28 protein-coding genes are annotated in these 23,086 nt (G+C 42.8%); 10 read left to right on the top strand and 18 right to left on the bottom strand.

Annotation, left to right across the window (positions count from 1 at the left end):
• Positions 1-12: 12 nt before the first annotated feature.
• Positions 13-2,907 carry an insulinase family protein gene (locus ACFOEK_RS11280; RefSeq protein ID WP_386720697.1) on the bottom strand — a complete coding sequence of 965 codons (2,895 nt, stop codon included), beginning with the start codon at positions 2,905-2,907 and terminating at the stop codon, positions 13-15.
• A 75-nt stretch (positions 2,908-2,982) separates the two neighbouring features.
• Positions 2,983-3,468, bottom strand: a complete 486-nt coding sequence (locus ACFOEK_RS11275; protein ID WP_386720694.1) for a DUF2846 domain-containing protein — start codon at positions 3,466-3,468, stop codon at positions 2,983-2,985.
• Between the two features lie 133 nt (positions 3,469-3,601).
• Between ACFOEK_RS11275 and aat the strand changes: the two genes are divergently transcribed.
• The 3 genes from aat (at position 3,602) to infA (ending at position 5,373) form a co-directional block, all read left to right on the top strand.
• The gene (gene aat / locus ACFOEK_RS11270) at positions 3,602-4,300 is read left to right on the top strand and encodes a leucyl/phenylalanyl-tRNA--protein transferase (RefSeq protein ID WP_386720692.1); all 699 of its coding nucleotides are present in this window, start codon (positions 3,602-3,604) and stop codon (positions 4,298-4,300) included.
• Positions 4,301-4,327: 27 nt separating this feature from the next.
• Positions 4,328-5,035, top strand: a complete 708-nt coding sequence (locus ACFOEK_RS11265; protein ID WP_386720689.1) for an arginyltransferase — start codon at positions 4,328-4,330, stop codon at positions 5,033-5,035.
• Between the two features lie 119 nt (positions 5,036-5,154).
• On the top strand, positions 5,155-5,373 hold the full coding sequence (gene infA, locus ACFOEK_RS11260; protein ID WP_284381391.1) for a translation initiation factor IF-1: 219 nt from the start codon (positions 5,155-5,157) through the stop codon (positions 5,371-5,373).
• Positions 5,374-5,440: 67 nt separating this feature from the next.
• Here the strand turns inward: infA and clpA are convergent, their stop codons facing one another.
• Together clpA and clpS are read right to left on the bottom strand one after the other, a co-directional pair.
• Positions 5,441-7,711 carry an ATP-dependent Clp protease ATP-binding subunit ClpA gene (gene clpA, locus ACFOEK_RS11255; protein WP_386720684.1) on the bottom strand — a complete coding sequence of 757 codons (2,271 nt, stop codon included), beginning with the start codon at positions 7,709-7,711 and terminating at the stop codon, positions 5,441-5,443.
• Between the two features lie 68 nt (positions 7,712-7,779).
• The gene (clpS, locus tag ACFOEK_RS11250) at positions 7,780-8,115 is read right to left on the bottom strand and encodes an ATP-dependent Clp protease adapter ClpS (RefSeq protein WP_386720681.1); all 336 of its coding nucleotides are present in this window, start codon (positions 8,113-8,115) and stop codon (positions 7,780-7,782) included.
• 396 nt (positions 8,116-8,511) lie between these two features.
• On the opposite strand from clpS, the gene cspD reads away from it, so the two are divergent.
• On the top strand, positions 8,512-8,790 hold the full coding sequence (gene cspD / locus ACFOEK_RS11245; RefSeq protein WP_386720678.1) for a cold shock domain-containing protein CspD: 279 nt from the start codon (positions 8,512-8,514) through the stop codon (positions 8,788-8,790).
• A 74-nt stretch (positions 8,791-8,864) separates the two neighbouring features.
• Here the strand turns inward: cspD and uvrY are convergent, their stop codons facing one another.
• Positions 8,865-9,533, bottom strand: coding sequence for a UvrY/SirA/GacA family response regulator transcription factor (uvrY, locus tag ACFOEK_RS11240; RefSeq protein WP_386720675.1), 669 nt, complete (start codon positions 9,531-9,533; stop codon positions 8,865-8,867).
• A gap of 250 nt (positions 9,534-9,783) precedes the next feature.
• On the opposite strand from uvrY, the gene ACFOEK_RS11235 reads away from it, so the two are divergent.
• The 6 genes from ACFOEK_RS11235 to ACFOEK_RS11210 all read left to right on the top strand — a co-directional run bounded on the left by ACFOEK_RS11235 (position 9,784) and on the right by ACFOEK_RS11210 (position 12,983).
• Positions 9,784-10,455, top strand: a complete 672-nt coding sequence (locus tag ACFOEK_RS11235) for a Bax inhibitor-1/YccA family protein (RefSeq protein ID WP_386720672.1) — start codon at positions 9,784-9,786, stop codon at positions 10,453-10,455.
• 93 nt (positions 10,456-10,548) lie between these two features.
• Positions 10,549-10,950 carry a sulfurtransferase complex subunit TusD gene (tusD, locus tag ACFOEK_RS11230; RefSeq protein WP_386720669.1) on the top strand — a complete coding sequence of 134 codons (402 nt, stop codon included), beginning with the start codon at positions 10,549-10,551 and terminating at the stop codon, positions 10,948-10,950.
• 8 nt (positions 10,951-10,958) lie between these two features.
• A complete protein-coding gene (gene tusC, locus ACFOEK_RS11225) occupies positions 10,959-11,318 on the top strand; it encodes a sulfurtransferase complex subunit TusC (RefSeq protein WP_386720666.1) in 360 nt (119 codons plus the stop codon).
• 6 nt (positions 11,319-11,324) lie between these two features.
• Positions 11,325-11,609, top strand: a complete 285-nt coding sequence (gene tusB / locus ACFOEK_RS11220; RefSeq protein WP_386720662.1) for a sulfurtransferase complex subunit TusB — start codon at positions 11,325-11,327, stop codon at positions 11,607-11,609.
• A gap of 3 nt (positions 11,610-11,612) precedes the next feature.
• Entirely contained in the window at positions 11,613-11,942 is a 330-nt protein-coding gene (locus ACFOEK_RS11215; protein ID WP_386720659.1) for a TusE/DsrC/DsvC family sulfur relay protein, read from the top strand.
• A 27-nt stretch (positions 11,943-11,969) separates the two neighbouring features.
• Complete coding sequence (locus ACFOEK_RS11210) at positions 11,970-12,983, top strand: glycosyl transferase family protein (protein ID WP_386720657.1); 1,014 nt, start codon at positions 11,970-11,972, stop codon at positions 12,981-12,983.
• A 72-nt stretch (positions 12,984-13,055) separates the two neighbouring features.
• Here ACFOEK_RS11210 and ACFOEK_RS11205 read toward each other — a convergent pair whose 3' ends face one another.
• From ACFOEK_RS11205 to ACFOEK_RS11145, 13 genes are all read right to left on the bottom strand, one after another.
• Positions 13,056-13,835 (bottom strand): TatD family hydrolase, encoded by a 780-nt coding sequence (locus ACFOEK_RS11205; RefSeq protein WP_386720654.1) that lies wholly within the window; start codon positions 13,833-13,835, stop codon positions 13,056-13,058.
• An 84-nt stretch (positions 13,836-13,919) separates the two neighbouring features.
• Entirely contained in the window at positions 13,920-14,240 is a 321-nt protein-coding gene (locus ACFOEK_RS11200; protein WP_386720651.1) for a PilZ domain-containing protein, read from the bottom strand.
• Between the two features lie 107 nt (positions 14,241-14,347).
• Positions 14,348-15,367, bottom strand: a complete 1,020-nt coding sequence (locus ACFOEK_RS11195; RefSeq protein ID WP_386720649.1) for a DNA polymerase III subunit delta' — start codon at positions 15,365-15,367, stop codon at positions 14,348-14,350.
• A 7-nt stretch (positions 15,368-15,374) separates the two neighbouring features.
• Positions 15,375-16,013 (bottom strand): dTMP kinase, encoded by a 639-nt coding sequence (gene tmk, locus ACFOEK_RS11190; protein WP_386720647.1) that lies wholly within the window; start codon positions 16,011-16,013, stop codon positions 15,375-15,377.
• Positions 16,014-16,026: 13 nt separating this feature from the next.
• Positions 16,027-17,067, bottom strand: coding sequence for an endolytic transglycosylase MltG (gene mltG / locus ACFOEK_RS11185; protein WP_386720645.1), 1,041 nt, complete (start codon positions 17,065-17,067; stop codon positions 16,027-16,029).
• Positions 17,067-17,882, bottom strand: coding sequence for an aminodeoxychorismate lyase (gene pabC / locus ACFOEK_RS11180; protein WP_386720642.1), 816 nt, complete (start codon positions 17,880-17,882; stop codon positions 17,067-17,069). The genes mltG and pabC overlap by 1 nt, the downstream gene beginning before the upstream one ends.
• An 11-nt stretch (positions 17,883-17,893) precedes the next feature.
• Positions 17,894-19,138: a beta-ketoacyl-ACP synthase II gene (gene fabF, locus ACFOEK_RS11175; protein WP_386720639.1), complete on the bottom strand. Its 1,245-nt coding sequence runs from the start codon at positions 19,136-19,138 to the stop codon at positions 17,894-17,896.
• Positions 19,139-19,230: 92 nt separating this feature from the next.
• On the bottom strand, positions 19,231-19,464 hold the full coding sequence (acpP, locus tag ACFOEK_RS11170) for an acyl carrier protein (protein WP_386720636.1): 234 nt from the start codon (positions 19,462-19,464) through the stop codon (positions 19,231-19,233).
• A gap of 174 nt (positions 19,465-19,638) precedes the next feature.
• Entirely contained in the window at positions 19,639-20,370 is a 732-nt protein-coding gene (fabG, locus tag ACFOEK_RS11165) for a 3-oxoacyl-[acyl-carrier-protein] reductase (protein WP_386720633.1), read from the bottom strand.
• A gap of 9 nt (positions 20,371-20,379) precedes the next feature.
• Entirely contained in the window at positions 20,380-21,309 is a 930-nt protein-coding gene (gene fabD / locus ACFOEK_RS11160; RefSeq protein WP_386720630.1) for an ACP S-malonyltransferase, read from the bottom strand.
• Between the two features lie 8 nt (positions 21,310-21,317).
• The gene (gene plsX / locus ACFOEK_RS11155; RefSeq protein ID WP_386720627.1) at positions 21,318-22,313 is read right to left on the bottom strand and encodes a phosphate acyltransferase PlsX; all 996 of its coding nucleotides are present in this window, start codon (positions 22,311-22,313) and stop codon (positions 21,318-21,320) included.
• Between the two features lie 8 nt (positions 22,314-22,321).
• The gene (gene rpmF / locus ACFOEK_RS11150; protein WP_386720624.1) at positions 22,322-22,513 is read right to left on the bottom strand and encodes a 50S ribosomal protein L32; all 192 of its coding nucleotides are present in this window, start codon (positions 22,511-22,513) and stop codon (positions 22,322-22,324) included.
• A gap of 12 nt (positions 22,514-22,525) precedes the next feature.
• Entirely contained in the window at positions 22,526-23,056 is a 531-nt protein-coding gene (locus ACFOEK_RS11145) for a YceD family protein (RefSeq protein WP_386720621.1), read from the bottom strand.
• Positions 23,057-23,086: the final 30 nt, after the last annotated feature.

Raw genomic sequence — 23,086 nt, 5'->3', positions numbered from 1 at the left:
ATCAGCAAGATACTACAGCTGATAATGAGTCCAATCTTTCAGTGACAATGATTCCGCAATTTCATCATTAGTAATAATCACCTCGCTGCACTCAGCATTTAGCAAGTACTTCTCTGCAACGGCTTTTAACTGGTCTTCCGTAACAGCCAAAATCCTATCTCTAAATTCATGACGATCTTCATAAGAACGCCCCATTAGACGGTTATGAAAATCTTGGCGCGCCTCACCAGCTGGTGAAGCAGGCTTATCAATACTTCCAATGACACCAAGAATCGCCTCTTCAATTGGCTCAAAGCCGTGACTCTTGGACAAGAACCACTCAACAGATTTGGTAAAGTCATCCAACGTTTCTGTTGTTCTTGGATCACGATACGAATAGAAGCGAAACACACCACTTGCGCTGTCTTGGTTTGCACCACCACCGTAGGCACCACCCTGCTCTCGAATGGCTCTGTGGAGATAACCGTTACGCAACACACTCGACAGAATCGTTAGCGGGGCAGCATCCGGGTCTGTATGCATGCATGTTTTGAATGCCCTAGAAACAAAATTGACTTGAGTATTGGTCATCCACAATTGCTGCTTGTCGACAGAAGGCACGGACAGTTTAGATGGTGTAATTTCATGAGAGAAAGCCTCATTAACCCAAGCTTTATCCAAACTATCTTTCAGCGTCTCAAGCCCTTGAGAGTCCCCCATTGCCAGCAAACGAACCGGGCTGCCAATCACTTTTTGATGGATAGACTTCAATAACGGCAAAATAGCGGCGAGACAAGAAATGTCTTTCACTTCATCCATCAGACGATGAATGCCTGTGAGCCCACCCAATTTATGATTGATTGCTGATAGCGGGCTCCAGGCTGCAGAAGCTGCAAGCATTGCATAAGAGTGCCCTGAACCAGTAACAGACTGATGCTTACGATGCTTCATTTGAAGCAGCAGCTCCCATACACGTTCAGTTTCATCGAAACGGACGGAATTAATGACATCTTTCAGTAAAGCAACAAATTCAGACGCTTTTGTATTCAAAGCTTTACCTGAGAAGTGAATATAGCCTTTGACCGAGTTTGGATCAGCGTCGTCAACCATCAAAGAGGAATAAGAGCTGAGGCTTCCCACCACCTGAGATTGCTTCAACTGAGCTTGCTCATAATCGTAATCACCAAAACCGACTTCGGTCACCATTGAGGTGTATAGCGGCAACCACCCCAGCTCTTCGTCACTTAGCATCGGCAAGTCAAAAACTGCCTGCTGATAAGCAATACCATTCGATCCACAAAGATAGCTATACAAGGCTTTTTCTTGGCTGATTTCCGGGTCGTGTCTTGGAATATCTGAATGAATATCCGATATTTCAACTTTAGGAAGAATGGACGAGTCGTCCTCTTGCTCTTGACGCTCTTTGAGTTGATCTGCCACATCTATTAATGTTTGAATTTCTTCGACTGACATATCTTTCTTAATATCAGCCAAGCGCGCTTTCTCTTCCGCTTTTTCCTGGTCAACCAGTTCGTCACTAGGCTTCATCGTTAAACGAACCCTATGGCTGTTTTCAATAAAGAAGTGACGAATTAGCCCCTTGATGTACTCTGGATCTTGAATTTTTTCTCTTAATTCCGCCAAAACCGGGTCAATATCAAGAATGTCAGCAGGATTCACGCCGTGCGTCGCCGCCGCCAAACTAGACAGAATCAACTGCAAGCCATACGGGTAGCTATCGCCCCCGATCTCACGCTGAGATACCTCTAACTGATGCAGCACTGCCTCTTGCTGCTCTAACGGCACACCATCCTTAGCCAAACGTTCAAACAGCTGAAGAATTTCATTCTCAAACTGCTCAGCACTTTCCGGTTTAATACCTTCCAGACCACAAAGAAACGCCATTTCCTGATTAGAATCTTCCAGACCACATAAAGGAGAAGGTGTTTCAGCCAACTTAGAGGTCTCAAGATACTTTCTTAATGGTGAAGAACTGTTATCCAACAGAAGATTCGATACAAATTGAGCAGCCAATAACTCTTGTAAATCAGTTGAAGCGCCTAATAACCACCCAACAATCACCGAAGTCTGATCGTTTGGATCACTAGAAGGATAAAAATCTTCAACCTGAACGGGTGCCTCAAAACGGTTTTCCGTTCCAACATGAATATCATGCTCACTTCGTTCAAATCGAGACAAGACAAAACGCTCAAATTTCTCTTGATGCTCTTCAGCCGGAATATCACCAAACGTCATAAAATAAGCATTACTGGGGTGATAATGTTTCTTATAGAAATCTGTGAGCTCGCCATAGCTTAAATCAGGGATATTTTTTGGCTCACCACCACTGTTATAGTGATAGGTTGTGGTTCTATAGAGATGCGAACTCATGGTATGCCATAACTTGCTGACCGGTGAGCTCATCGCACCCTTCATTTCGTTAAATACAACACCCTTGTATACCAGATCACTATTCTGAGGATCTTTGGGCTCTTTAACCTCAATACGATAGCCCTCTTGAGCAAAATCCAACGGATGCAGATTCGCAAAGAAAACTGCATCCAAATACACCTCAAGCAAGTTATCAAAGTCTTTACGGTTTTGAGAAGCAAATGGATACGCCGTCCAGTCACTACTGGTAAACGCATTCATGAAAGAGTTGAGAGATCTGCGAATCATCATAAAAAATGGATCGCGCACAGGAAAACGTTCACTCCCACAAAGAACCGTATGCTCTAGAATATGAGCAACCCCTGTAGAATCAGTAGGCACAGTTTTTAGTGCTACTAAGAACACATTTTCTTTATTTTCAGTCGCAAGATGATAATGCATTGCGCCCGTCTTAATGTGCTCATACGTCTCCAGCTTGATATGGAGACTTTCTATTTCTCGAGTTGAAACGAGTTGAAACGGGTTGCCGGAGCTCATAAAACCTTCTTAATTTTGTAAATCATGTAACCTTTGAATTAGCAACTATTTGAAATTGCGAACAAAAGTGCTTTTCTACCGTTGACGAGCCATAAAGTCCAGGTTCTGCATAGCAGTTTCTCTTGGTACTTCCTCAAAAGCGGCATCATACCAATCGAAAACGGAATCATTAACTCTTACAGTATATCGGATAAACTTCTCCTGACCTGGAGAGATTTTTACGGCTAACGTTTTCGGCCTCACCGGCCAATCATCCTCTCCATAAAGATTCGATAAAGAATCAATTTCTTTAACCGTCAGATGGTAATAACCAGCATCTACATCAACTACAGTGTAGTGATTATCCTTAAACTGTCCGTAACTCTTAGTATTAATATAGAGATGAGGCGACTTATCCTCCACTTCATGAACCGATTCACGGTAGATAACCAAGCGACTCGCTGAAGAATCTAGAACTTCCGCCTGATACCCCAACACTCGTGTTTTCGAGGTATCTGAAGCACATGCGGATAACAATAACGCAGAGAAAGTGGTTATAATAAACCCGATATTTTTATTCATTAGCCTTTCTTTCATAATAAATAGCTCAATAAAAACAAGTCATTAGATTGCGACTATTCTGCCTCATTTTATGAAGAAAGCTAAACCATACGCAAAACATTATTTTTCTACAAATCACTCAGCACAATAATCTATGTATATTACTTGGTTAGAAGATGACTCCAATGAGTTCCCCAGCACCCAAGAAGCACTTGATTCACCGAACGGCCTTCTAGCTGTCGGAGGCGACTTATCCCCGACACGATTGCTATCAGCCTACGAACAAGGCATTTTTCCTTGGTTCTCCGACGATGAACCAATTATGTGGTGGTCCCCCGATCCAAGATGCGTGCTATTCCCAGAAGACTTTTATGCTTCTAAAAGCCTTAGAAAACTTGCTCGCCAATCCAAGTATAAAATTCAAAGTAACAGCCGCTTCTTCGATGTAATCAATGAATGCAGTAAAGAACGTACTGATCAAGATGGCACCTGGATCACAGAAGAGATGAAAGAGGCTTATCAAGAATTGCACGAACTGGGCTATGCCCACTCCATCGAAGTTTATGATCAAGACACTTTGGCTGGAGGCTTATATGGAGTTGCTATTGGAGGTGTATTTTTTGGGGAATCCATGTTTTCAAAACAACCCAACACCTCAAAGCTAGCTTTATACGCCCTCTCTCAGTTCATGACAAAGCACAATTTATTGATGATTGATTGCCAAGTCACCAGCAACCATTTAATGAGCTTAGGCGCCCAAGAGCTAGATCGAGAATCTTTTGAAAAAGTCCTTACCGGCAACCTAGAACGCTTCGGTCGGTCTAAAATAAAAATAGACCTTCAAGATATTTAACCATTCTTATAGTCTTTGTCGTCACTTATGGAAATAAAACTTTATCAATCCGTTGATACTCCTTGCAATTACCTTGAAGGACTGCAAAGCAGTTCGTTAATCGTTGACCCTGACCTCCCTATTACTCAAGAGTTAACCACCGCAATGAGCCAAATGGGTTACAGAAGAAGTGGCAGCATGCTCTATAAACCCCAATGCCAGAACTGTAACGCCTGCCTCTCATCTCGTATTCGGATCAACGATTTCAAACCCAGTAAAAGCCAGAAACGCATCATAAACAAAGCGAAACATCTTAACTTTCAGGTTCGAGAATGCGCTTTCAATGAAAACGACTATCTTCTTTACGAGAAATACATTGAACTAAGACATGCCGATGGGGATATGCACCCACCTGACAAGGCTCAATACGAAGGGTTCTTATGTAAAAACTTTGGATTCAATTACTTCCTAGAAACCCAATTGGACGGAAAAACGATAGCGATTTGCCAATTTGACTCATTACAAGATGGGCTGTCAGCGGTTTACACTTTCTTCGATCCTGATTTCGAGTCATTAAGCCTAGGCGTACTTAGCGTCTTACAACTAATCTCTCTCGCAAAAAAAGTAGGTTACCCTTATGTTTACTTAGGCTATTACATCCAAGACTGCTCAAAAATGAATTACAAATCCAAGTACCAGCCCCTAGAAATTTTTTCGAAAGGCTGCTGGAAACAATTTAGCCCAGAGCGAGACTAAACTTCCAAATTTACTGACAAAAAATATCCAAAATATATCGCTCAGGTTTTGCACATTGAGTGAAATTAGTGCACAATTCGCCACAATTTTTGTAACCAATGAATTAAGGTAGAGCTTGAATGGCAAAAGAAGACCATTTTGAGATGGAAGGAACGGTAGTAGACACCCTTCCAAACACTATGTTCCGCGTTGAATTAGAAAACGGCCACGTTGTGACTGCGCATATCTCAGGAAAAATGCGTAAGAACTACATCCGTATTCTTACAGGCGACAAGGTTAAAGTGGAACTTACACCATACGACCTAAGCAAAGGCCGTATCGTATACCGCGCTCGCTAAGCACTGTCTCTGCCCTAGCCCCTTGAAGAATAAGCATTAAGAGGCTAGATGCGAAAAACGAAGCGGCCTAAACCGCTTCGTGTGCTTCAACAGACAACTGAATTCCATCGTCGTCAGCTGTTATAAACACATCCCCACCCGACTCAGCTAATTCACCAAACAAAATACTTTCTGCCAGCGGCTTTTTCAGCTCATCCTGAATTAAGCGAGCCATTGGTCGAGCGCCCATCTTCTCATCATAACCATGCTCAGCTAGCCACAGCTTCGCCGACTGATCCAAATGAAGCACCACATCTTTATCATCCAGCTGTGCCTGAAGTTCACTAACAAACTTATCAACCACATTTTGGATAACATCTACATTCAAAGGAGCAAACTGAATAACTGCATCCAGACGGTTTCGGAATTCAGGAGTAAAGGTTTTCTTCAACTCTTCCATTCCATCAGTACTATGATCTTGAGAAGCAAAACCAATAGAACGGCGACTCATAACTTCAGCACCAGCATTGGTAGTCATCACCAAAACCACATTTCTGAAATCAGCCTTACGACCATTGTTATCAGTCAAAGTACCGTGATCCATCACTTGCAGTAACAGATTGAAAACTTCAGGGTGTGCTTTTTCAATTTCATCCAAAAGCAAAACACAATGAGGTGTTTTGTTTACCGCTTCAGTTAGCAAACCACCTTGGTCGTATCCTACATAACCAGGAGGAGCACCAATCAAGCGAGAAACAGTATGGCTCTCCATGTACTCTGACATATCGAATCGCACCAACTCAATACCCAGCACTTCTGCCAACTTGCGAGTCACCTCTGTCTTACCCACACCAGTTGGGCCAGCAAAAATAAACGAACCCATTGGCTTTTCTGGAGATTTCAAACCAGCACGAGACAACTTAATCGCCGAAGACAATGTATCAATCGCCTCATCCTGACCATAAACCTCTTTCTTGAGCTCAACATCAAGGTTTTTCAATAGATCCTTATCATCAGAAGAGACACTCTTTGGTGGGATACGAGCAATGTTTGCAACAATAGACTCAATATCGGACACCTCGATACGATTCTTCCTCAAATCTTCAGGCAAAAGCTTTTGGTAAGCCCCTACCTCATCAATGACATCAATCGCCTTATCAGGTAAATGACGGTCATTGATGTATCTTTCAGACAATTCAGCGGCGGCATGCAACGCTTCTTCGTCATATTTCACGTTATGATAATCTTCGAAACGATCTTTTAAGCCTTTAAGAATTTCAAAGGTATCTTCAACCGAAGGCTGAACCACATCAATCTTCTGGAATCGACGAGCCAATGCACTGTCTTTCTCAAAAATCCCTCTAAACTCTGTAAAAGTGGTAGACCCTATGCAACGGATCTCACCGCCACTAAGAAGCGGTTTCAAAAGATTCGAAGCATCCATCACACCACCTGATGCAGCACCCGCCCCAATAATGGTATGAATTTCATCAATAAAGAGAATGGCATGAGTCTTTTTCTTTAACTCAGCTAACAATGCTTTAAAGCGCTTCTCAAAATCACCACGGTATTTAGTACCAGCAAGTAACGCACCGAGATCAAGAGAGAACACAACACCTTGTTTAATAACATCAGGCACCTGACCCTCAACAATCAAGCGAGCCAAGCCCTCCGCAATCGCAGTTTTACCAACACCACTTTCACCAACCAACAGAGGGTTATTCTTCCTTCTACGAGAAAGAACTTGAATAACGCGCTCAACTTCTTTATCCCGGCCAATCAGTGGATCAATTTTCCCTTCTTGAGCTAATTGGTTCAGATTAGTCGCATAAGCCTCCAGAGGGCTTTCTGACGACTCAGTAGATGAGGATTCCTCCTGCGCTTCGGTAGAACCTAAGCCCTCTTCCTGATGATCCCCATCAGACACTTTAGAAATACCGTGAGAGATGTAGTTAACCACATCAATTCGAGCAACATTCTGCTGTTTAAGATAATAAACAGCCTGGCTTTCTTGCTCACTAAAAATAGCAACCAACACATTTGCACCAGTAACTTCAGACTTACCTGAAGACTGGACATGGAAAACAGCCCTTTGAAGAACTCGCTGAAATCCAAGAGTTGGTTGAGTTTCACGATCTTCATCCGTTTCGGGAATCAGTGGCGTAGTCGAATCAACAAACTCCAACAAATCAGCTCTTAGTTTAGAAATATCCGTACCACATGCTTTTAGCACACTGGAAGCTGCATCATTATCAAGAAGGGCTAATAGCAAATGTTCAACCGTCATAAACTCATGACGCTTGGTCCTTGCCTCCTTGAACGCAACATTCAGGGTTAGCTCTAGATCTTTACTGAGCATATATAATCACCTCAAATAACATCTGGTAGTACAAGATTAAGTTCCACTACTTCATATTCCGCAGCGCTTTAGTCCACAACTTCAACTTCACAAAGTAATGGATGCTGATTATGCCGTGAATAGTCATTTACCATGTGCGCTTTGGTTTCAGCAACATCTTTGCTGAATATACCGCACACGCCTTTTCCCTTGGTATGGACAGTTAGCATTACGTCCGTTGCTTTCTGCTCATCCATACTGAAGAAAACCATAAGTACTTCGATCACAAAGTCCATAGGCGTATAGTCGTCATTCATTAAAACGACTCTATACATTGATGGGGGCTTAAGTTCAGTCTCTGATGGAGCGGTCGCCAGCCCGGTACCAAACCCGAACTCTTGATCATCCCCAAAACCACTCGACATGTCTTACCCCTCCATAATGTTTATCTTAGATGAAAATTCAAAAATTGATCGTACAATTAAGCGTAAATTTCGCTTATACGAATCAATAATTGGGCCTATAACAAATAATACAAGCCTTTATTACCTCCTTTCAGCTCTAAAACCCAGAAAAAACGGGGATTTCGCACATTTTGCTATTTTTTAACCAATAGATTCTTGACAGATGGTGATATATGTTAAGAATTGTAAACAAGCAGCAAGGAAACGGAACGTCTTCTGAGCTTTGTTAACCGAGATAAACGGCAGTCAATAAAAACAAAAGCCCTTTATTCTTTTGGTTAACATAGTCATGAAAAGTTCATCTCGACGTTATACCGTAACTTGGAAGTATGATCACAGGGAATTAGGAGTACTCCTATGGCGACAGGAAAGGTCAAGTGGTTCAATAATGCCAAAGGCTACGGCTTTATTGTTTCAGACTCTCACGATGAAGATTTGTTTGCACATTATTCATCTATCCAAATGGATGGATATAAAACTCTAAAGGCTGGACAGGAAGTAGAATTCGACACTACTCCCGGCGATAAAGGGCTTCACGCTACGAACATCAGAGGAATCGAGGGCGGTAGCTCCGAACAGGTTGGGGCGACCTCAGAGCGCACTACCTCTGAAAAACAGACAGAAACAATCGACTAACTGTCTAATTCCTAGGGTCATAAAAAAAGCCAGTAAAAACTGGCTTTTCTTGCTTTCGGACAGAAAGCTATTAGTTATGCCGTCACACCTAACTTATTGGATTGTTCAGCATCGATCATTCCATGACGAACAGCCAGCAGGGTCAATTCAACATCACTGCTAATCTGCAATTTATCAAAAATTCGATAACGGTAACTGTTTACTGTCTTAGGACTAAGACATAATTTGTCAGAGATTTCCTGAACCTTGTAACAATTCACAATCATCATCGCAATTTGAATTTCGCGCTCCGACAACATATCGAACGGAGACTCGTCCGGCTCAGCACTAAACGGCTTAAGCGCTAACTTTTGTGCAATTTCGGGGCTAATATAGCGTTGCCCTGCTTTCACCACCCTAATGGCCTGAATCATTTCATCAAGATCAGCACCTTTAGTAACATAGCCTGCAGCCCCAGCCTGTAACAACCGTGAAGGGAAAGGATCGTCACCACAAACAGTTACCGCGATAACCCTAATATCAGGATCAATACGATATAGCTTTCTTGTAGCCTCAAGACCACCGATGCCTGGCATTTTAATATCCATTAATACGACATTAGGGTGAAGTTCACGACACTTCTGAATAGCATCTTCACCAGAAGCGGCCTCACCAACAACTTTAATTCCGGACACATCTTCCAACATACGAGTGATGCCCGCACGAACTAAGTCGTGGTCATCCACTACCAAAACGTCAATCATATTCCTCTCCCCCAATTCGATATCGGCCTAATTTAAGTAAAAGGCCTATGAAATCTTCCATTGATTAATATCGTGCCAGACAGTAAACAACAATAGCACTGCCAATATCTCAAAACATTGTCCGATATTACCCTTATTTGCGATATTGACCAATGAATTTTGCTTGATTTAGGAAACACTTAACATAGTATAGTGTCAAAATCCCAGTAATCATTGTTATTATGAGTTCCAACCATTAAACCACGGAGATATGTTAATGAATAACGAGTTTCAGGCGTACAGCCAATCTTATCCTTCTACGGAAGTGAAGAATAAGGTATTACGGAATACATACACATTACTTGCGATGACGCTTGCCTTCAGTGCAATCACTGCGTTTGCTTCTATGCAACTTGCACTTCCACGCGTCCCTTTCCTTCTTCATATTGTGGTATTTTTTGCGTTATTGTTTGGCATTGAAAAAACTAAAAACTCAAGCGCCGGCCTCGCCTTAACCTTCGTATTCACTGGCTACATGGGTTACATGTTAGGGCCAATCCTTAACTATTACCTATCTATCCCTAATGGCAGCCAATTGGTTAGTTCTGCCTTTATGATGACTGCAGTAGCCTTCCTTGGCTTATCTGCTTATGCAGTAACCACCAAGAAAGATTTCAGCTTTCTATCCAACTTCATCGTTGCCGGCGTAATTGTATTAATGGTTGGGGTTTTAGCAGCTTGGTTATTCGAACTTCCAACGCTTCAGCTAGCTTTATCCGTTGGTTTTGTATTGATTTCTAGTGCCATCATTCTTTGGCAAACAGGAGAGATCGTTAATGGCGGTGAAACAAATTACATTTCAGCAACCGTAACCCTCTATGTTTCAATCTATAATCTGTTCCTTAGTTTGCTTCAGCTATTAGGTTTCGCAAGCGACGACTAATTAACAGTTATATGCTGATTCAAAGGCCTCAATATTGTAAAATATTGGGGCCTTTTTGGTTTTACCTATTCCTACTTCACGCTTGAGACAAACATGAGCAACCAAAGTAAGACGTTCAGTTTACTAATCACATCTGCCCCCTGGTCTTCTCAATCTCATATTACCGCCTTAAATTTCGCTCAAAGTCTGCTCGCAAAACAACACAAGCTTTACAGAGTCTTTTTTTACTCTGATGCGACTCACGTAGGAATAGAAACAGGGGTTGCCCCACAGGACGAAACCGATCTACCTCAAGCATGGAAGGCTCTAGCTGAAGAACACAATATAGATCTTGTGATTTGTATTTCAGCAGGCATTAAACGAGGTATTCTAGATACCACAGAAGCAGATCGTTATGAAAAAAACTCTGCCACACTCAAAAAAGGCTATGAACTTTCAGGGCTTGGCCAGTTGGTCGACGCAATCATTCAATCAGATCGCGTAATTTCATTTTAAGGCTCTCTATGAAGAAGAACATTGTCATAATCATACGATCCGCACCATATGGATCATCCAGTGCCAGAGATGCCGTCGACTTCATTTTAACGGCAGCCGCTTATGAACAAGATATTTCTGTAGTTTTTCAAGGTGATGGGGTATTTCAGCTGCTTAAAGATCAAAATCCCTCCCTCATTCATCAAAAACGAATTTCAGCACTGATCTCTGCATTTGAGATGTATGAGGTTGATCAAGTATTTTATGACCTCTCTTCTCTTAGTGAACGAAACATTAACAAAGACGACCTAATAAATAATCTGGTTGAGATGGAGTTACATTCAATACAAGAACTCCTCAACAAAGCAGATACGGTACTAACGTTTTAACTGACCATGAACCTACACTTAGTTTTTACTTCACCGAACAATAGCTCAGCACTTCGTGATTGTCTTAACAACTTTCAGGAACAAGACGGCCTGATTTTGCTCGAAGATGGCGTACTGGCTATTACCAATTTCGCACAGCAAAGTTTGCCACTCAACAACAAAACATGTTTTGCACTTGAGAGTGATCTAAAAGCCCGCGGCATTGAACACTTATGCCCTCTACCTATCATTTCTTATGATGACTTTGTAGAACTGACCGTGAAGTACAACAAGACCATTAGCTGGCGATAACTCATGCTTACAGTAAACAATCAATCCATTGAAACGGATAAAGAAGGTTATTTAATCAATCTCAATGATTGGAATAAAGAGGTCGCACAGGCACTAGCCGAGTCTGAAAACATTCAATTAACCGATAAGCATTGGGAAGTCATCGAAGTGCTCAGACAATTTTATAAAAGCTACGAAGTCTCACCTTCTGCCAGACCTTTAGCAAAAGCAATCAAAGCCAGCTTAGGTGATGAAAAAGCCAATAGTATCTACCTCATGACTTTATTCCCTGAAAGCCCAGCCAAACAGGGAGCAAAAATTGCCGGTCTACCGAGACCTGCAAACTGCTTTTAATACATAAATTTTGAAGATGGAACAACAATGAGCAAGAAGCCTTTTCCCATTGAGCGAGATGAACACCCCTTTGCCCAATACGTACGAATATTAGGTAAAGGACGCCGAGGAAGCCGTTCTTTTACTGAAGAAGAAGCCTATCTTGCCATGAAGATGATCATGAGCGGTGAAGTAGAAGAGGTGCAGCTCGGCGCGTTCCTTATGCTATTACGCGTTAAAGAGGAAAGTGCGGAAGAGCTTGCAGGCTTTGTAAAAGCAGTCAAAGAACATCTCAATATCACACCCGGTATTACTCCAGATCTAGACTGGTCTTCCTATGCTGGCAAAAGACGCCACCTGCCTTGGTTTATTCTGAGCACCCTACTTCTTGCAGACAACAACTACAAAGTATTTATGCATGGTGCTTCAGGACACACTATCGGAAGAATCTACACCGAATCAGTATTGAAATACCTTAACCTACCGGTAGTAGAAAATTTTGACGAAGCAACGACAGCATTGAACACTCAGAACTTCTGCTACTTACCTTTAGCGAGCTTTTGCCCGGAGCTCCATAGAATTATCGAGCTAAGAAACACCCTCGGGTTGAGATCCCCTGTACACAGTCTTGCTCGATTAATAAACCCTCTGAATGCACCTAATGTCGCCCAAGGAATCTTCCATCCTGGTTATAACCCTGTACACCAGGAAGCTGGGCAACTCCTTGGCTACCAAAGACTAGCAGTTATTAAAGGAGAAGGTGGAGAGATAGAAAGAAACCCGGATGCTAAAGTAGAAGTTCGCTCTTCGATTGATGGCCAATTGGTAGAAGAACAGTGGCCAGCACTGTTTGAACAACGCCATGTTCGACCAGATGAACTAGATATCGACCTCCTACCAAAACTCTGGAAAGGGCAACTTGTTGATGAATACGCCGAAATGGCTGTTGTAGGAACTACGGCTTTCGCTCTTCGACTAATGCACAATGAAAGCCTATCGCAAAATGAAGCCCTACAGAAAGCCAAAGAGCTTTGGGTAGGAAGAAACAAAACACTGCTTTAAATACCAATAGGAGGCGAGCAACTCGCCTCCGATATCAAACCAATAATGAATCAAACTTACCAAAGATAAAGATCAGTTTGGTAATTTCATGAGTTGATTGAAATTACGAGTCGTGACATCTCGAAGTTCTTCGTAACTAATGCCCTTTAATTCCGCCACAAACTCTGCAACATCTCGAACATAAGCAGGCTCATTAGACTTACCTCTATGAGGTACCGGAGCCAAATAAGGCGCGTCAGTTTCAACAAGCAAACGCTCTAATGGCAACGCACGAACCACATCTCTTAACTCAGAAGCATTTCTAAAAGTCACAATACCTGAGATAGATACATAAAGGTTTAAGTCGATTCCAGCTTCAGCCATTTCCAAGCTCTCGGTAAAGCAATGCAAAATCCCCCCAACAGAGGTGTCGCAATGCTGTTCCAGAATCTTTAAGGTTCGCTCTCTGGCATCGCGAGTATGGATAATCACTGGCTTCTGACATTCTTTAGCCACTTCAAGCTGAGTAATAAAGCGCTTCTCTTGCTCTTGGTGATGCTCTTTGTCATAAAAGAAGTCCAACCCCATTTCACCAATCGCAATGACTTTGGGATGATCTGCAAGTCTAAGCAGCTCATCATGTTTTGGGGCAGGATGCTCAAGAGCCAAAGGATGTACACCAACCGACGCATAAACTTCCTCGTAACGATCAGCGAGCTCAACAACCTTATCCGCATTGTCCAAATCAATACCCACACACAAGAATCGGCCAACACCACGATCACGTGCTGCAGCAAGTGCTGAGTCTAAACTTCCTTGGTGATTATCAAGCTTTAAACGATCCAAATGACAATGAGAGTCCACTAAATACATGCATAACCTTTTAGGAGATATTTAGAATACAAAAAAGCCTAACTTATACAGTCAGGCTTTTAGGAAAAATTTTGAGGAATTATATCACATAGTGTGATTCGGTCGGTCAGAATCCAATGAACCAGCCAACACCTTTTCAATCATATTTTTTGCTGCTTCATCTTTCATTGTAAATTGAATACCAATACCTGCCGCCCTATTACCTTGGGAACCTTGAGGAGTAATCCAAACTACTTTACCTGAAATAGGTATTCTCTCCGGCTCATCCATAAGACTAAGCAAAATGAAAACTTCATCACCCAATTTATATTTTTTAGGTGTTGGGATAAACAAACCGCCTTTTTCAACAAATGGCATATAAGCAGCGTACAGGACACTTTTATCTTTAATAGTGAGCTGCAACATAGCAGTTTAAACTCCTCAAAGTTTTCTTTTTATAACACGGACTTACAAAATATGATTGAAGAAATAGCTTACGTCAATGTTTATTCCCAATAATGCTGAATTATATATCAGGCACCTAACATTTTCTTCCAATCAATGAGCAAACGATCATACACAAGCTGCTTATTAGGATGACTCTTAATCGTAGCCTCTTCTATTTCCGATAACACTTCCCGATAACGATGTAAAAATCTCGGATCAACTTGCCTGGACTCAACCATAGTCATCAAATCAGACAAATCAGCGTTCTTAACTCGACTCTTGTCCTGAGTCATTACCATGACGATCATGTCCCTGATCCAAATATCCAACCAGTGCAGAGCTTCCAGTAAATCAATACTCTTCCAGCTCTCGGCAATTTCAACGGTTGATTTTCCAGAACAAACATCCATCAACCCCTGACTAAGACTTGAACGCCATTCAAGCTTGCCTTGTTCAACTAGCTCTTTAGCATAGAAAGGCCCTTGTTCAGAGATTTTTACTAATACATCAATGTCATTCCGCTCAGGATATAAATCTCTTAAAAACACAGAGGCTTGCTCTTTAGTTGGTGGCAGAATTTCATAGTATTGGCAACGACTGCGAATGGTCGCCATTAAAGAACTAAGTGAGTCAACCACCAAAATTAAGTGTGTATCACCCGACGGTTCTTCCAGCGTTTTCAATAATGCATTAGAACTATTAATATTCATTGCATCAGCAGGCTCAATTATCACTACTTTCTTGCCTGACATCTGCGAGGTCTGAGACACAAAGTGATTTAACTCCCGAACCTGATCAACCTTGATCGCTTTACCTTGCTCTTCCGGCTCAACAACCAGGAAATCAGGATGAGTTCCCGCTTTATTCAGCATGCAATTATTACACTGGCCACAAGGTAAACTGCCTAAAACAGAATCCACCTGAGGCTGATCACACAACAACAAATACCCCAACGCCTTAGCAAAATGCATCTTACCAACGCCATGATGACCATAAATCAGCAGACCATGAGCTAAGTGATCTTTTTTCAAGGCCTCCAACAATGCAGACCAGGCTGTTTTATGCCAATCTAACGGGTAAAGCAAAGAGTGTGTTACGTCGTCCACAAGCGCATCAACTCCCTAGCGATCCAACAACTCGACGCTGAAATACATCATATATTTGCGCTTTAACATCACCCAACGACAGACTTGCATCAATGATCTCATAACGACCAGGATTCTCAGCGGCGCGCTTAAGATAACCTTCCCGTACTCGATTAAAGAAAGCCAAATCTTCCTGTTCAAAGCGATCAAGCGCACCTCTATCTCGAGCTCTAGCCATCCCCACCTCGACAGGCGCATCAAGCACTACCGTCAAATCAGGCTGACGCTCTCCGTGAACCAAGTTTTCTAGAATTGAAATGGCTTCCGTCCCCAACTCTCGACCATAACCTTGATACGCATAAGTAGCATCCGTAAAACGGTCACACAACACATTCACACCTTGGCTCAGTGAAGGCTCAATGACAGAAGCTAAATGTTGTGCCCTTGCCGCAAACATCAACAATAACTCTGCATTTGAGCAAACAGACTCATCTCTTGGCGCTAACAACAACGATCGAATCTCTTCCGCTAAGGGCGTACCACCCGGTTCACGAGTAGCTATAAACTCAAGCTTTCGCTCTTCCATCAAGGCTTTAAAATATTCAATATTGGTAGTTTTACCGACGCCTTCTCCGCCTTCAAAGGTGATAAACAACGCTTTTGGCACTTCTTAGATCCTATCAGTTAGGTGTTGAACGGTAATTACTGGAGCGCCTCATTTGGTATTTTCTAACCGCACGATTATGCTCTTGCAGAGTTTTTGAAAAGTAGTGAGTCCCATCGCCTTTAGCAACAAAAAATAACGCCCTCTCACCCTCAGGATTTAAAGCCGCTCTAATAGCTTCGCGCCCGACCATTGCAATGGGCGTTGGGGGCAACCCGTCAATGCGATAAGTATTGTAAGGTGTTTTTGTTTTCAAATCTCGACGAGTAATATTTCCCTGATATCGATCGCCCATTCCGTAGATTACCGTTGGGTCCGTTTGCAATCTCATCCCTAACTTTAGACGCTCAACAAACACTTTAGCGATTTGAGGCCTTTCACTCCCCACCGCCGTTTCTTTCTCCACGATTGAAGCCATAATAAGCGCCTCATAAGCACTTTTATACGGAAGACCTTCAGCCTTTTGCTGCCACTCACTCTCCAAGACGGACTTTAACTTGCTATGTGCTCGCCCAAGCACTTCCAAATCACTGACACCATAACTAAAGCGATAAGTGTCAGGGTAAAATTGACCTTCAGGGTGTAAATCTTTATTTCCCGAAACTCGAGCCATCACCTCTGAATCTGAAAGGCCACCCAAGATAGGAACAATATTGGAATTTTCAAGGATTCGCTGACGCATTTGTTTGAAAGTATGACCTTCAATCAAAGTAATCGAAAAAGTGATTACATCACCCGCTCTCATTTTATCTAACAGACTTTTTGGTGTATCCGTTTGAGCAACTTGATATCGCCCTTTTATAACGTGATCATAACCAGACCACATAGCAACACGACAGAATGTGCGAACGTTATCAATTAACCCTGCATTCTTCATCCGACGACACACCTTATACATGCCATCCCCCGGAAGCACATCAATTACTTCTGGTTTGCTTGCTATATCAGCAAAAGGACGATTGAACATCTGATGTAAATACCAGCCAAACCCTGCGGTTGCGCACGCACCAAGTAGTATGACTAAAATCAGTAAACGTTTAAAAATCGAAAGAGACATTAAAGCAGCACATTATTAATCTGATGGAGTAACTGGATGGATGCACCAAGGTCGAACGAAAACCTTTGATCCTTTTTTTCGATGGATTGTACAGGAACAATGCCCTGGACTGAATTGCAAATAAAGCAGGCAGAAGCTTTCGCCAAATCATCTAAACTTATCGTAGTGACATGAAAGTTTTCGTTCAATAAGGAAGCACTATCCAATAGCCAAGCCCTCATCACACCAGCCACACCTGATTGGTTAAGCTCAGGAGTCAACCAGCGGTCTCCTATTTTGAAGAAAACATTACTCTGAGTTGCCTCTACAACCAGACCATTCTGATCAAGTAAAAGCCCTTCGTAATATGCATCTGATCGCCACTCATTCCGAGCCAAGACATTCTCAAGACGATTAAGATGCTTTAATCCCGCCAATACAGGCTGAATCGACAATCTAATATCGCAAACTCTTAACTGAACGCCTTGTGATAAAACATCTTCATTTAATGCGGAAGCATAAGGAAAATTCTGAACAAATACTTCTGTGTCAGCCAACTCTAAACTACGATAACCCCGGCCACCCGCTTCTCTGGTGAAGATTACTTTGATAACCTGATCTTGCTTATTATCAATAACCGCATCAGACAAAGCCCTCATCAACCTCTGGACCTCAGAAACAGTCAGAGGCATACCCAATCTCTGAGCCGTATTACACATCCGAGCCATGTGATACTTTAAAAGAGAACACTTCCCTTGCCTAAACAACATGGTCTCAAAAAAACCATCGCCATAAGCAAAGCCCCGGTTATTCAACGGCACTGAATCGGAGGACATATGCAGTTTCATTAGGAACAACGACCAAAAATCAATGATGCATTTGTGCCACCAAAACCAAACGAATTATTCATCACGACTGTCGACTGAAATGTTTGAGCTTTATTTGGAACAAAATTTAAATCACAGCCTTCATCAGGCATAGACAGATTAATTGTTGGCGGTGCTATTCCAGCTTCTAAAGCCTTTAATGCGAATAATGACTCCAACGCACCAGCGGCACCTAGCAGGTGACCCGTCATGCTTTTAGTCGAACTAACAAGAAGATCTTGAGCATGAGAAGAAAACACGGCCTTCATCGCTTGACACTCAGCCTGATCCCCCAACTTTGTCGATGTCGCATGAGCATTGATGTAACCTACGTCCGATTCGGTTATAGATGCATCTGTCAACGCAGCTCTCATAGCTCTTTGCGCGCCCTCGCCATCTTCTCTAGGTGCAGTAATATGATAAGCATCACCACTCATACCAAAGCCAAGCACTTCCCCATAGATTTCAGCTCCACGAGATTTGGCATGCTCGTATTCCTCAAGTACTAACGTGGCAGCACCATCACCCAACACAAAACCGTCCCTTTCTTTATCCCATGGACGAGAAGCCTCTTCAGGCTCGTCATTTCGAGTAGAAAGCGCTTTCGATGCACAGAACCCAGCCAATCCCAGTTCGGTAGTACACATCTCTGAAGCGCCCGCCATCATTAAATCAGCATCACCATAAGCAATGGCTCTTGCCGCATAACCAATGTTATGAGTACCGGAGGCACAAGCTGTAGAGACAGCCAAGTTTGGCCCCTTCAGACCGAACCTCATGGATACATGACCCGCTAACATATTAACGATCACGGAAGGTATAAAAAACGGAGATACACGCCGAATACCACGCTCCTCCATTTCTTTATAATTACGCTCGATAGTATCAATGCCACCTATACCGGAACCAAAAGCTACACCAGAGCGTTCTAAATCAAATTCATACCCATCTAAGCCTGCGTCTTCATAAGCTTCAATAGCAGATGCCAGACCGTACTGAATAAATAAGTCCATTTTTCGGCACTCTTTTTTGCCAAACAATGACTCTCCATCAAACCCCTTAACAGCACCACTAAACGTCACTGGATATGCACTGGCATCAAAAGCATTAATCGAAGCAATTCCGCTAACTCCTTTCAGAACAGCATCCCAGGCTGAGCCCACTGTATTTCCAACCGGAGAAACACATCCCAATCCAGTTACCACAACTCGGCGACCTTGCATCATTACCTCACGCTTTTACGCTTCCATTCTTTAAAATATGCCAGACACAGAAAAGCCGCCAATTCAGGCGGCTTTTTTCAAACCTTAGCTTGAGATCAAAGGTTCGCTACGACGTAATCAATCGCGTCTTGAACAGTAGTTAGCTTCTCAGCTTCTTCGTCCGGAATCTCAGTTTCAAATTCCTCTTCCAAAGCCATCACCAACTCAACAGTATCTAGTGAGTCTGCACCAAGGTCGTCTACGAAAGATGAGGAAGGATTTACATCCTCAATCTTAACAGCTAGCTGTTCACAAACAATCTTCTTGACGCGCTCTTCAATTGTGCTCATGAGCGAACATTCTCCCAACAGTATTAATTTAGTGGTTGCTAGTTTATCTAAAGCAATCAAACAACCGCAAGTGTAAATTAAAGGATCTTTATAGGTTTTAAAGTTAAATATGTCAACGAACAAATTCTAAAATCAACCGCAAGTATCACCAAAGCAAAACTTACCTTTACAGAATTAATTCAAATACATACCGCCATTTACCTGGATTACCTGACCAGTTATATAAGATGCGCTTTCTGAACTTAAGAAAGCAATTACAGACGCCACTTCATCTGCACTCCCCATACGCCCCATAGGAATTTGGTTCAATATTGCATCTTTCTGCTGATCATTTAAAGCTTCCGTCATATCAGAAGCAATAAAACCTGGCGCAACGCAATTAAATGTAACATTTCTATTCGCTAACTCTTTAGCCAAAGAGCGAGTCATTCCTTCTAAACCTGCTTTAGCAGCACAGTAATTCGCCTGACCAGGATTACCCGCTTGAGCGACAACCGAAGAAACATTAATGACGCGCCCCCAACGAGCCTTTGTCATGGCCTTCAAAGAAGCCTGAGTGACTCGGTAAGCCCCCGTCAAGTTGGTCTCAATAACCTTTTGCCATTGAGCCTCTTTCATTCTTAAAGCCAATCCATCATCAGTAATCCCGGCATTATTTACCACAATCAATGGCAACTGATCGCTCTCTTTCAGCACAGTAAAAAAGTCGGACACCGCTTCTGATGAACTCACATCCAGCGCCTTTCCAACACCCTTTCCTGCCAGAGCACCAGTAATAGCCTCTGCACCCGCATCAGAAGTTGCAGTCCCAATGACAAAATAACCTTCAGTAACTAACTTATTGGCAATAGCAGCACCAATACCACGACTTGCTCCTGTTACTAAAGCCACTTTTTGATCAGACATAGTCTTCCCTCAGCTTAGATCATCCAAAGAAGATATCGAATTCATCGTTATACAAGGCAAAGCACGATCAATACGCTTGGCCAATCCAGTCAACACATTTCCTGCGCCACATTCAACCAATCTATCAACTGCATTCCCCTCAACGGAATAACCTTTGATAGCTTCGACACATTCAACCCACCGAACAGGGCTAAACAACTGCTCTACAAGTAAAGAACGTATTTCTTGCTCTGAAGCTGCACTGTTAGCAGTAACGTTATGAATCACAGGAATAGATGGCATTGAAACCGCGACATCCGCCAACAAGTCTTTCAATCGCTCAGCAGCTGGCTTCATAAGACTGCAGTGAGACGGAACACTTACAGGCAATTCGATAGCTCGTTTTGCACCTGCATCCTTTAACAAAGGCAACACAGACTGAACCGCCGCTTTCTCACCAGCAATTACAATTTGTCCTGGCGCATTGATGTTTGCAGCTTCCACTACACCGTCTACACCAGAACATATTTCTTCGATAGCAGCCTGATCCAAGCCAAGCACAGCAGCCATAGCACCTTCACCAGCCGGGACCGCCTGTTGCATGTATCGACCACGCGCCTGAACAACCTGCAATGCATCTTGAAAAGACAATGATTCAGCAGCGACCAAAGCAGAATATTCACCTAAACTGTGACCAGAAAGCACAACCGGCTCATCACCCATACGATCCATAGCAACTCGAAACATTGCTACAGAAACCGCCAGTAACGCTGGCTGCGTATACTCAGTTTGACTTAGCTTATCGTCCGAATTGTTAACAATCAGATCCCAAAGGTCATACTTCAGAGCGTCAGATGCCTCTTCCATAGCATTTCGGAAAATAGCTGAATCTTGAAAATAATCACTTCCCATACCCACAGACTGGGAACCCTGACCAGGAAAAATAAACGCATGAGCCATAACGTCTCCTAAAACTCTATCTGATCCATAATTTCTTCGAAGTGATCATTAGATTTGTTACTCACTTCTCTATAGGCCTGCATAATAGCATTGGTAAAGCCTTGCTCATCCGAGGCACCATGACTCTTGACTACAATACCATTCAAGCCAACCAACAAAGCGCCGTTGAGATAGGTAGGATCAAGTTCTCTTGCCAAGCTTTTTAAGAGCGGCTTAAGGAACAAACCTAACCATTTCAACCACCAAACAGATAAACGCTTCTGAATTTTATCAACAGCAAGACGCATGACACTTTCGGAAGCTTTAAGAGCTACATTTCCAACAAAACCATCACACACAATAACGTCCGCTTTTCCTGAAAAAAGCTCGTTACCCTCGACAAAGCCTACAAAATTTAATGCTTCACATTGCGCTATTTGATGTGAAGCCAATCGTACTTGCTGATTCCCTTTGATAGATTCCACACCAACGTTAAGAAGCGCAACTTTTGGCTGAATCACATGACCATTCGCAGCAGCAAAGGCTGTTCCCATCACAGCAAACTGGTAAAGATGCTCTGCTTGACAATCGACATTAGCTCCCAGATCAAGCATATAAGTTGCTCCCTCTTTCACAGGTAATCGAGCCATAATTGCTGGTCGATCAATTCCAGGAAGAGTTTGCAACACATGCCGACTGATAGCCATCAAGGCACCGGTATTTCCAGCGCTGACTAACGCATCAGCTTTACCTTCTGACACAGTCTGAGCAGCCAATTTCATCGAAGAATTGGGTAAACCGCGCAATGCCTTGGACGGCTTATCGTCCATAGCGACCCACTGGTCAGTATGAATTACTTCTACAAAGGAAGATAAATTATGTGGAACTAAGGGAAGGATTTGTTCTTGATCCCCGACCAGAATAAGTCGGAGATCAGGCACCATCTCTAGGCATTTGAGGGCGCCTGATACCGTGATCTGTGGGCCAAAATCCCCACCCATTGCATCAACCGCAATGGTGATCATACTAGATCTTACTCTTCGTCAGCAGCTTCTGCTTTAGCAACAACTTGCTTGCCACGGTAGAAACCGTCTGCAGTAATGTGGTGACGAAGATGTTTTTCACCAGTTGTCGCGTCAATAGACAACGCAGCGCCAGTTAGAGCGTCATGTGAACGACGCATACCACGCTTAGAACGAGTCTTTTTGTTTTTTTGAACAGCCATGCCTGATTGCTCCTAATTCTTTGATTTACCCACTTTCAAATTTGCTAGCACATGAAATGGATTAGGGGTAGTTTCTTCCACTTCTGCAGCGTCTAATTCAGTCTCGCCAAAAGACATTTGTACATCACAATCATCGTGATAAGCATGCATTGGCAAGGCCAGTATAAGCTCTTCTTCAATCAGCGGTACAAGTTCGAGGGTATCTTCCTCAACAATGACCGGTTCATAATGTTTGGGGATATTTTTGGCTGACTCATCACTAGCTACAATAGCCACTTCAAAATCACTAATCACCTTAACATTTACCGGACTCAAACACCGCTGACAATCCAAATCAAGTTCCACTTCGACAGTACCCGAGATCACTTTAAAGTTTTCTTCATCACAGAAGAACTTTAAAGACACCTCAACACCTTGACTCGTAATAGTTGCCACTTCAGCAATTCTTTTGAAGGAATCAGCCGAAATTTGACCTTCCAGAGTCATGCCCTGAACAGCCAATCGACGTGGATTTACATAATCTGGTAATGATGACTTTGACATAAGGGCGCCATAATAGGGATTGATACTACT

Source organism: Litoribrevibacter euphylliae, assembly GCF_042646085.1.
Taxonomy (GTDB): domain Bacteria; phylum Pseudomonadota; class Gammaproteobacteria; order Pseudomonadales; family Litoribrevibacteraceae; genus Litoribrevibacter; species Litoribrevibacter euphylliae.
The sequence above is the reverse complement of the archived record's forward strand: the minus strand, read 5'-3'. Positions and strand labels throughout refer to the sequence as shown.

Coding starts and splice junctions, on each gene's coding strand:
- ACFOEK_RS11280 (WP_386720697.1), bottom strand. CDS start 2,907: ATGAGCTCCGGCAACCCGTTTCAACTCGTTTCAACTCGAGAAATAGAA.
- ACFOEK_RS11275 (WP_386720694.1), bottom strand. CDS start 3,468: ATGAATAAAAATATCGGGTTTATTATAACCACTTTCTCTGCGTTATTG.
- aat (WP_386720692.1), top strand. CDS start 3,602: ATGTATATTACTTGGTTAGAAGATGACTCCAATGAGTTCCCCAGCACC.
- ACFOEK_RS11265 (WP_386720689.1), top strand. CDS start 4,328: ATGGAAATAAAACTTTATCAATCCGTTGATACTCCTTGCAATTACCTT.
- infA (WP_284381391.1), top strand. CDS start 5,155: ATGGCAAAAGAAGACCATTTTGAGATGGAAGGAACGGTAGTAGACACC.
- clpA (WP_386720684.1), bottom strand. CDS start 7,711: ATGCTCAGTAAAGATCTAGAGCTAACCCTGAATGTTGCGTTCAAGGAG.
- clpS (WP_386720681.1), bottom strand. CDS start 8,115: ATGTCGAGTGGTTTTGGGGATGATCAAGAGTTCGGGTTTGGTACCGGG.
- cspD (WP_386720678.1), top strand. CDS start 8,512: ATGGCGACAGGAAAGGTCAAGTGGTTCAATAATGCCAAAGGCTACGGC.
- uvrY (WP_386720675.1), bottom strand. CDS start 9,533: ATGATTGACGTTTTGGTAGTGGATGACCACGACTTAGTTCGTGCGGGC.
- ACFOEK_RS11235 (WP_386720672.1), top strand. CDS start 9,784: ATGTTAATGAATAACGAGTTTCAGGCGTACAGCCAATCTTATCCTTCT.
- tusD (WP_386720669.1), top strand. CDS start 10,549: ATGAGCAACCAAAGTAAGACGTTCAGTTTACTAATCACATCTGCCCCC.
- tusC (WP_386720666.1), top strand. CDS start 10,959: ATGAAGAAGAACATTGTCATAATCATACGATCCGCACCATATGGATCA.
- tusB (WP_386720662.1), top strand. CDS start 11,325: ATGAACCTACACTTAGTTTTTACTTCACCGAACAATAGCTCAGCACTT.
- ACFOEK_RS11215 (WP_386720659.1), top strand. CDS start 11,613: ATGCTTACAGTAAACAATCAATCCATTGAAACGGATAAAGAAGGTTAT.
- ACFOEK_RS11210 (WP_386720657.1), top strand. CDS start 11,970: ATGAGCAAGAAGCCTTTTCCCATTGAGCGAGATGAACACCCCTTTGCC.
- ACFOEK_RS11205 (WP_386720654.1), bottom strand. CDS start 13,835: ATGTATTTAGTGGACTCTCATTGTCATTTGGATCGTTTAAAGCTTGAT.
- ACFOEK_RS11200 (WP_386720651.1), bottom strand. CDS start 14,240: ATGTTGCAGCTCACTATTAAAGATAAAAGTGTCCTGTACGCTGCTTAT.
- mltG (WP_386720645.1), bottom strand. CDS start 17,067: ATGTCTCTTTCGATTTTTAAACGTTTACTGATTTTAGTCATACTACTT.
- pabC (WP_386720642.1), bottom strand. CDS start 17,882: ATGTCCTCCGATTCAGTGCCGTTGAATAACCGGGGCTTTGCTTATGGC.
- fabF (WP_386720639.1), bottom strand. CDS start 19,138: ATGATGCAAGGTCGCCGAGTTGTGGTAACTGGATTGGGATGTGTTTCT.
- acpP (WP_386720636.1), bottom strand. CDS start 19,464: ATGAGCACAATTGAAGAGCGCGTCAAGAAGATTGTTTGTGAACAGCTA.
- fabG (WP_386720633.1), bottom strand. CDS start 20,370: ATGTCTGATCAAAAAGTGGCTTTAGTAACAGGAGCAAGTCGTGGTATT.
- fabD (WP_386720630.1), bottom strand. CDS start 21,309: ATGGCTCATGCGTTTATTTTTCCTGGTCAGGGTTCCCAGTCTGTGGGT.
- plsX (WP_386720627.1), bottom strand. CDS start 22,313: ATGATCACCATTGCGGTTGATGCAATGGGTGGGGATTTTGGCCCACAG.
- rpmF (WP_386720624.1), bottom strand. CDS start 22,513: ATGGCTGTTCAAAAAAACAAAAAGACTCGTTCTAAGCGTGGTATGCGT.
- ACFOEK_RS11145 (WP_386720621.1), bottom strand. CDS start 23,056: ATGTCAAAGTCATCATTACCAGATTATGTAAATCCACGTCGATTGGCT.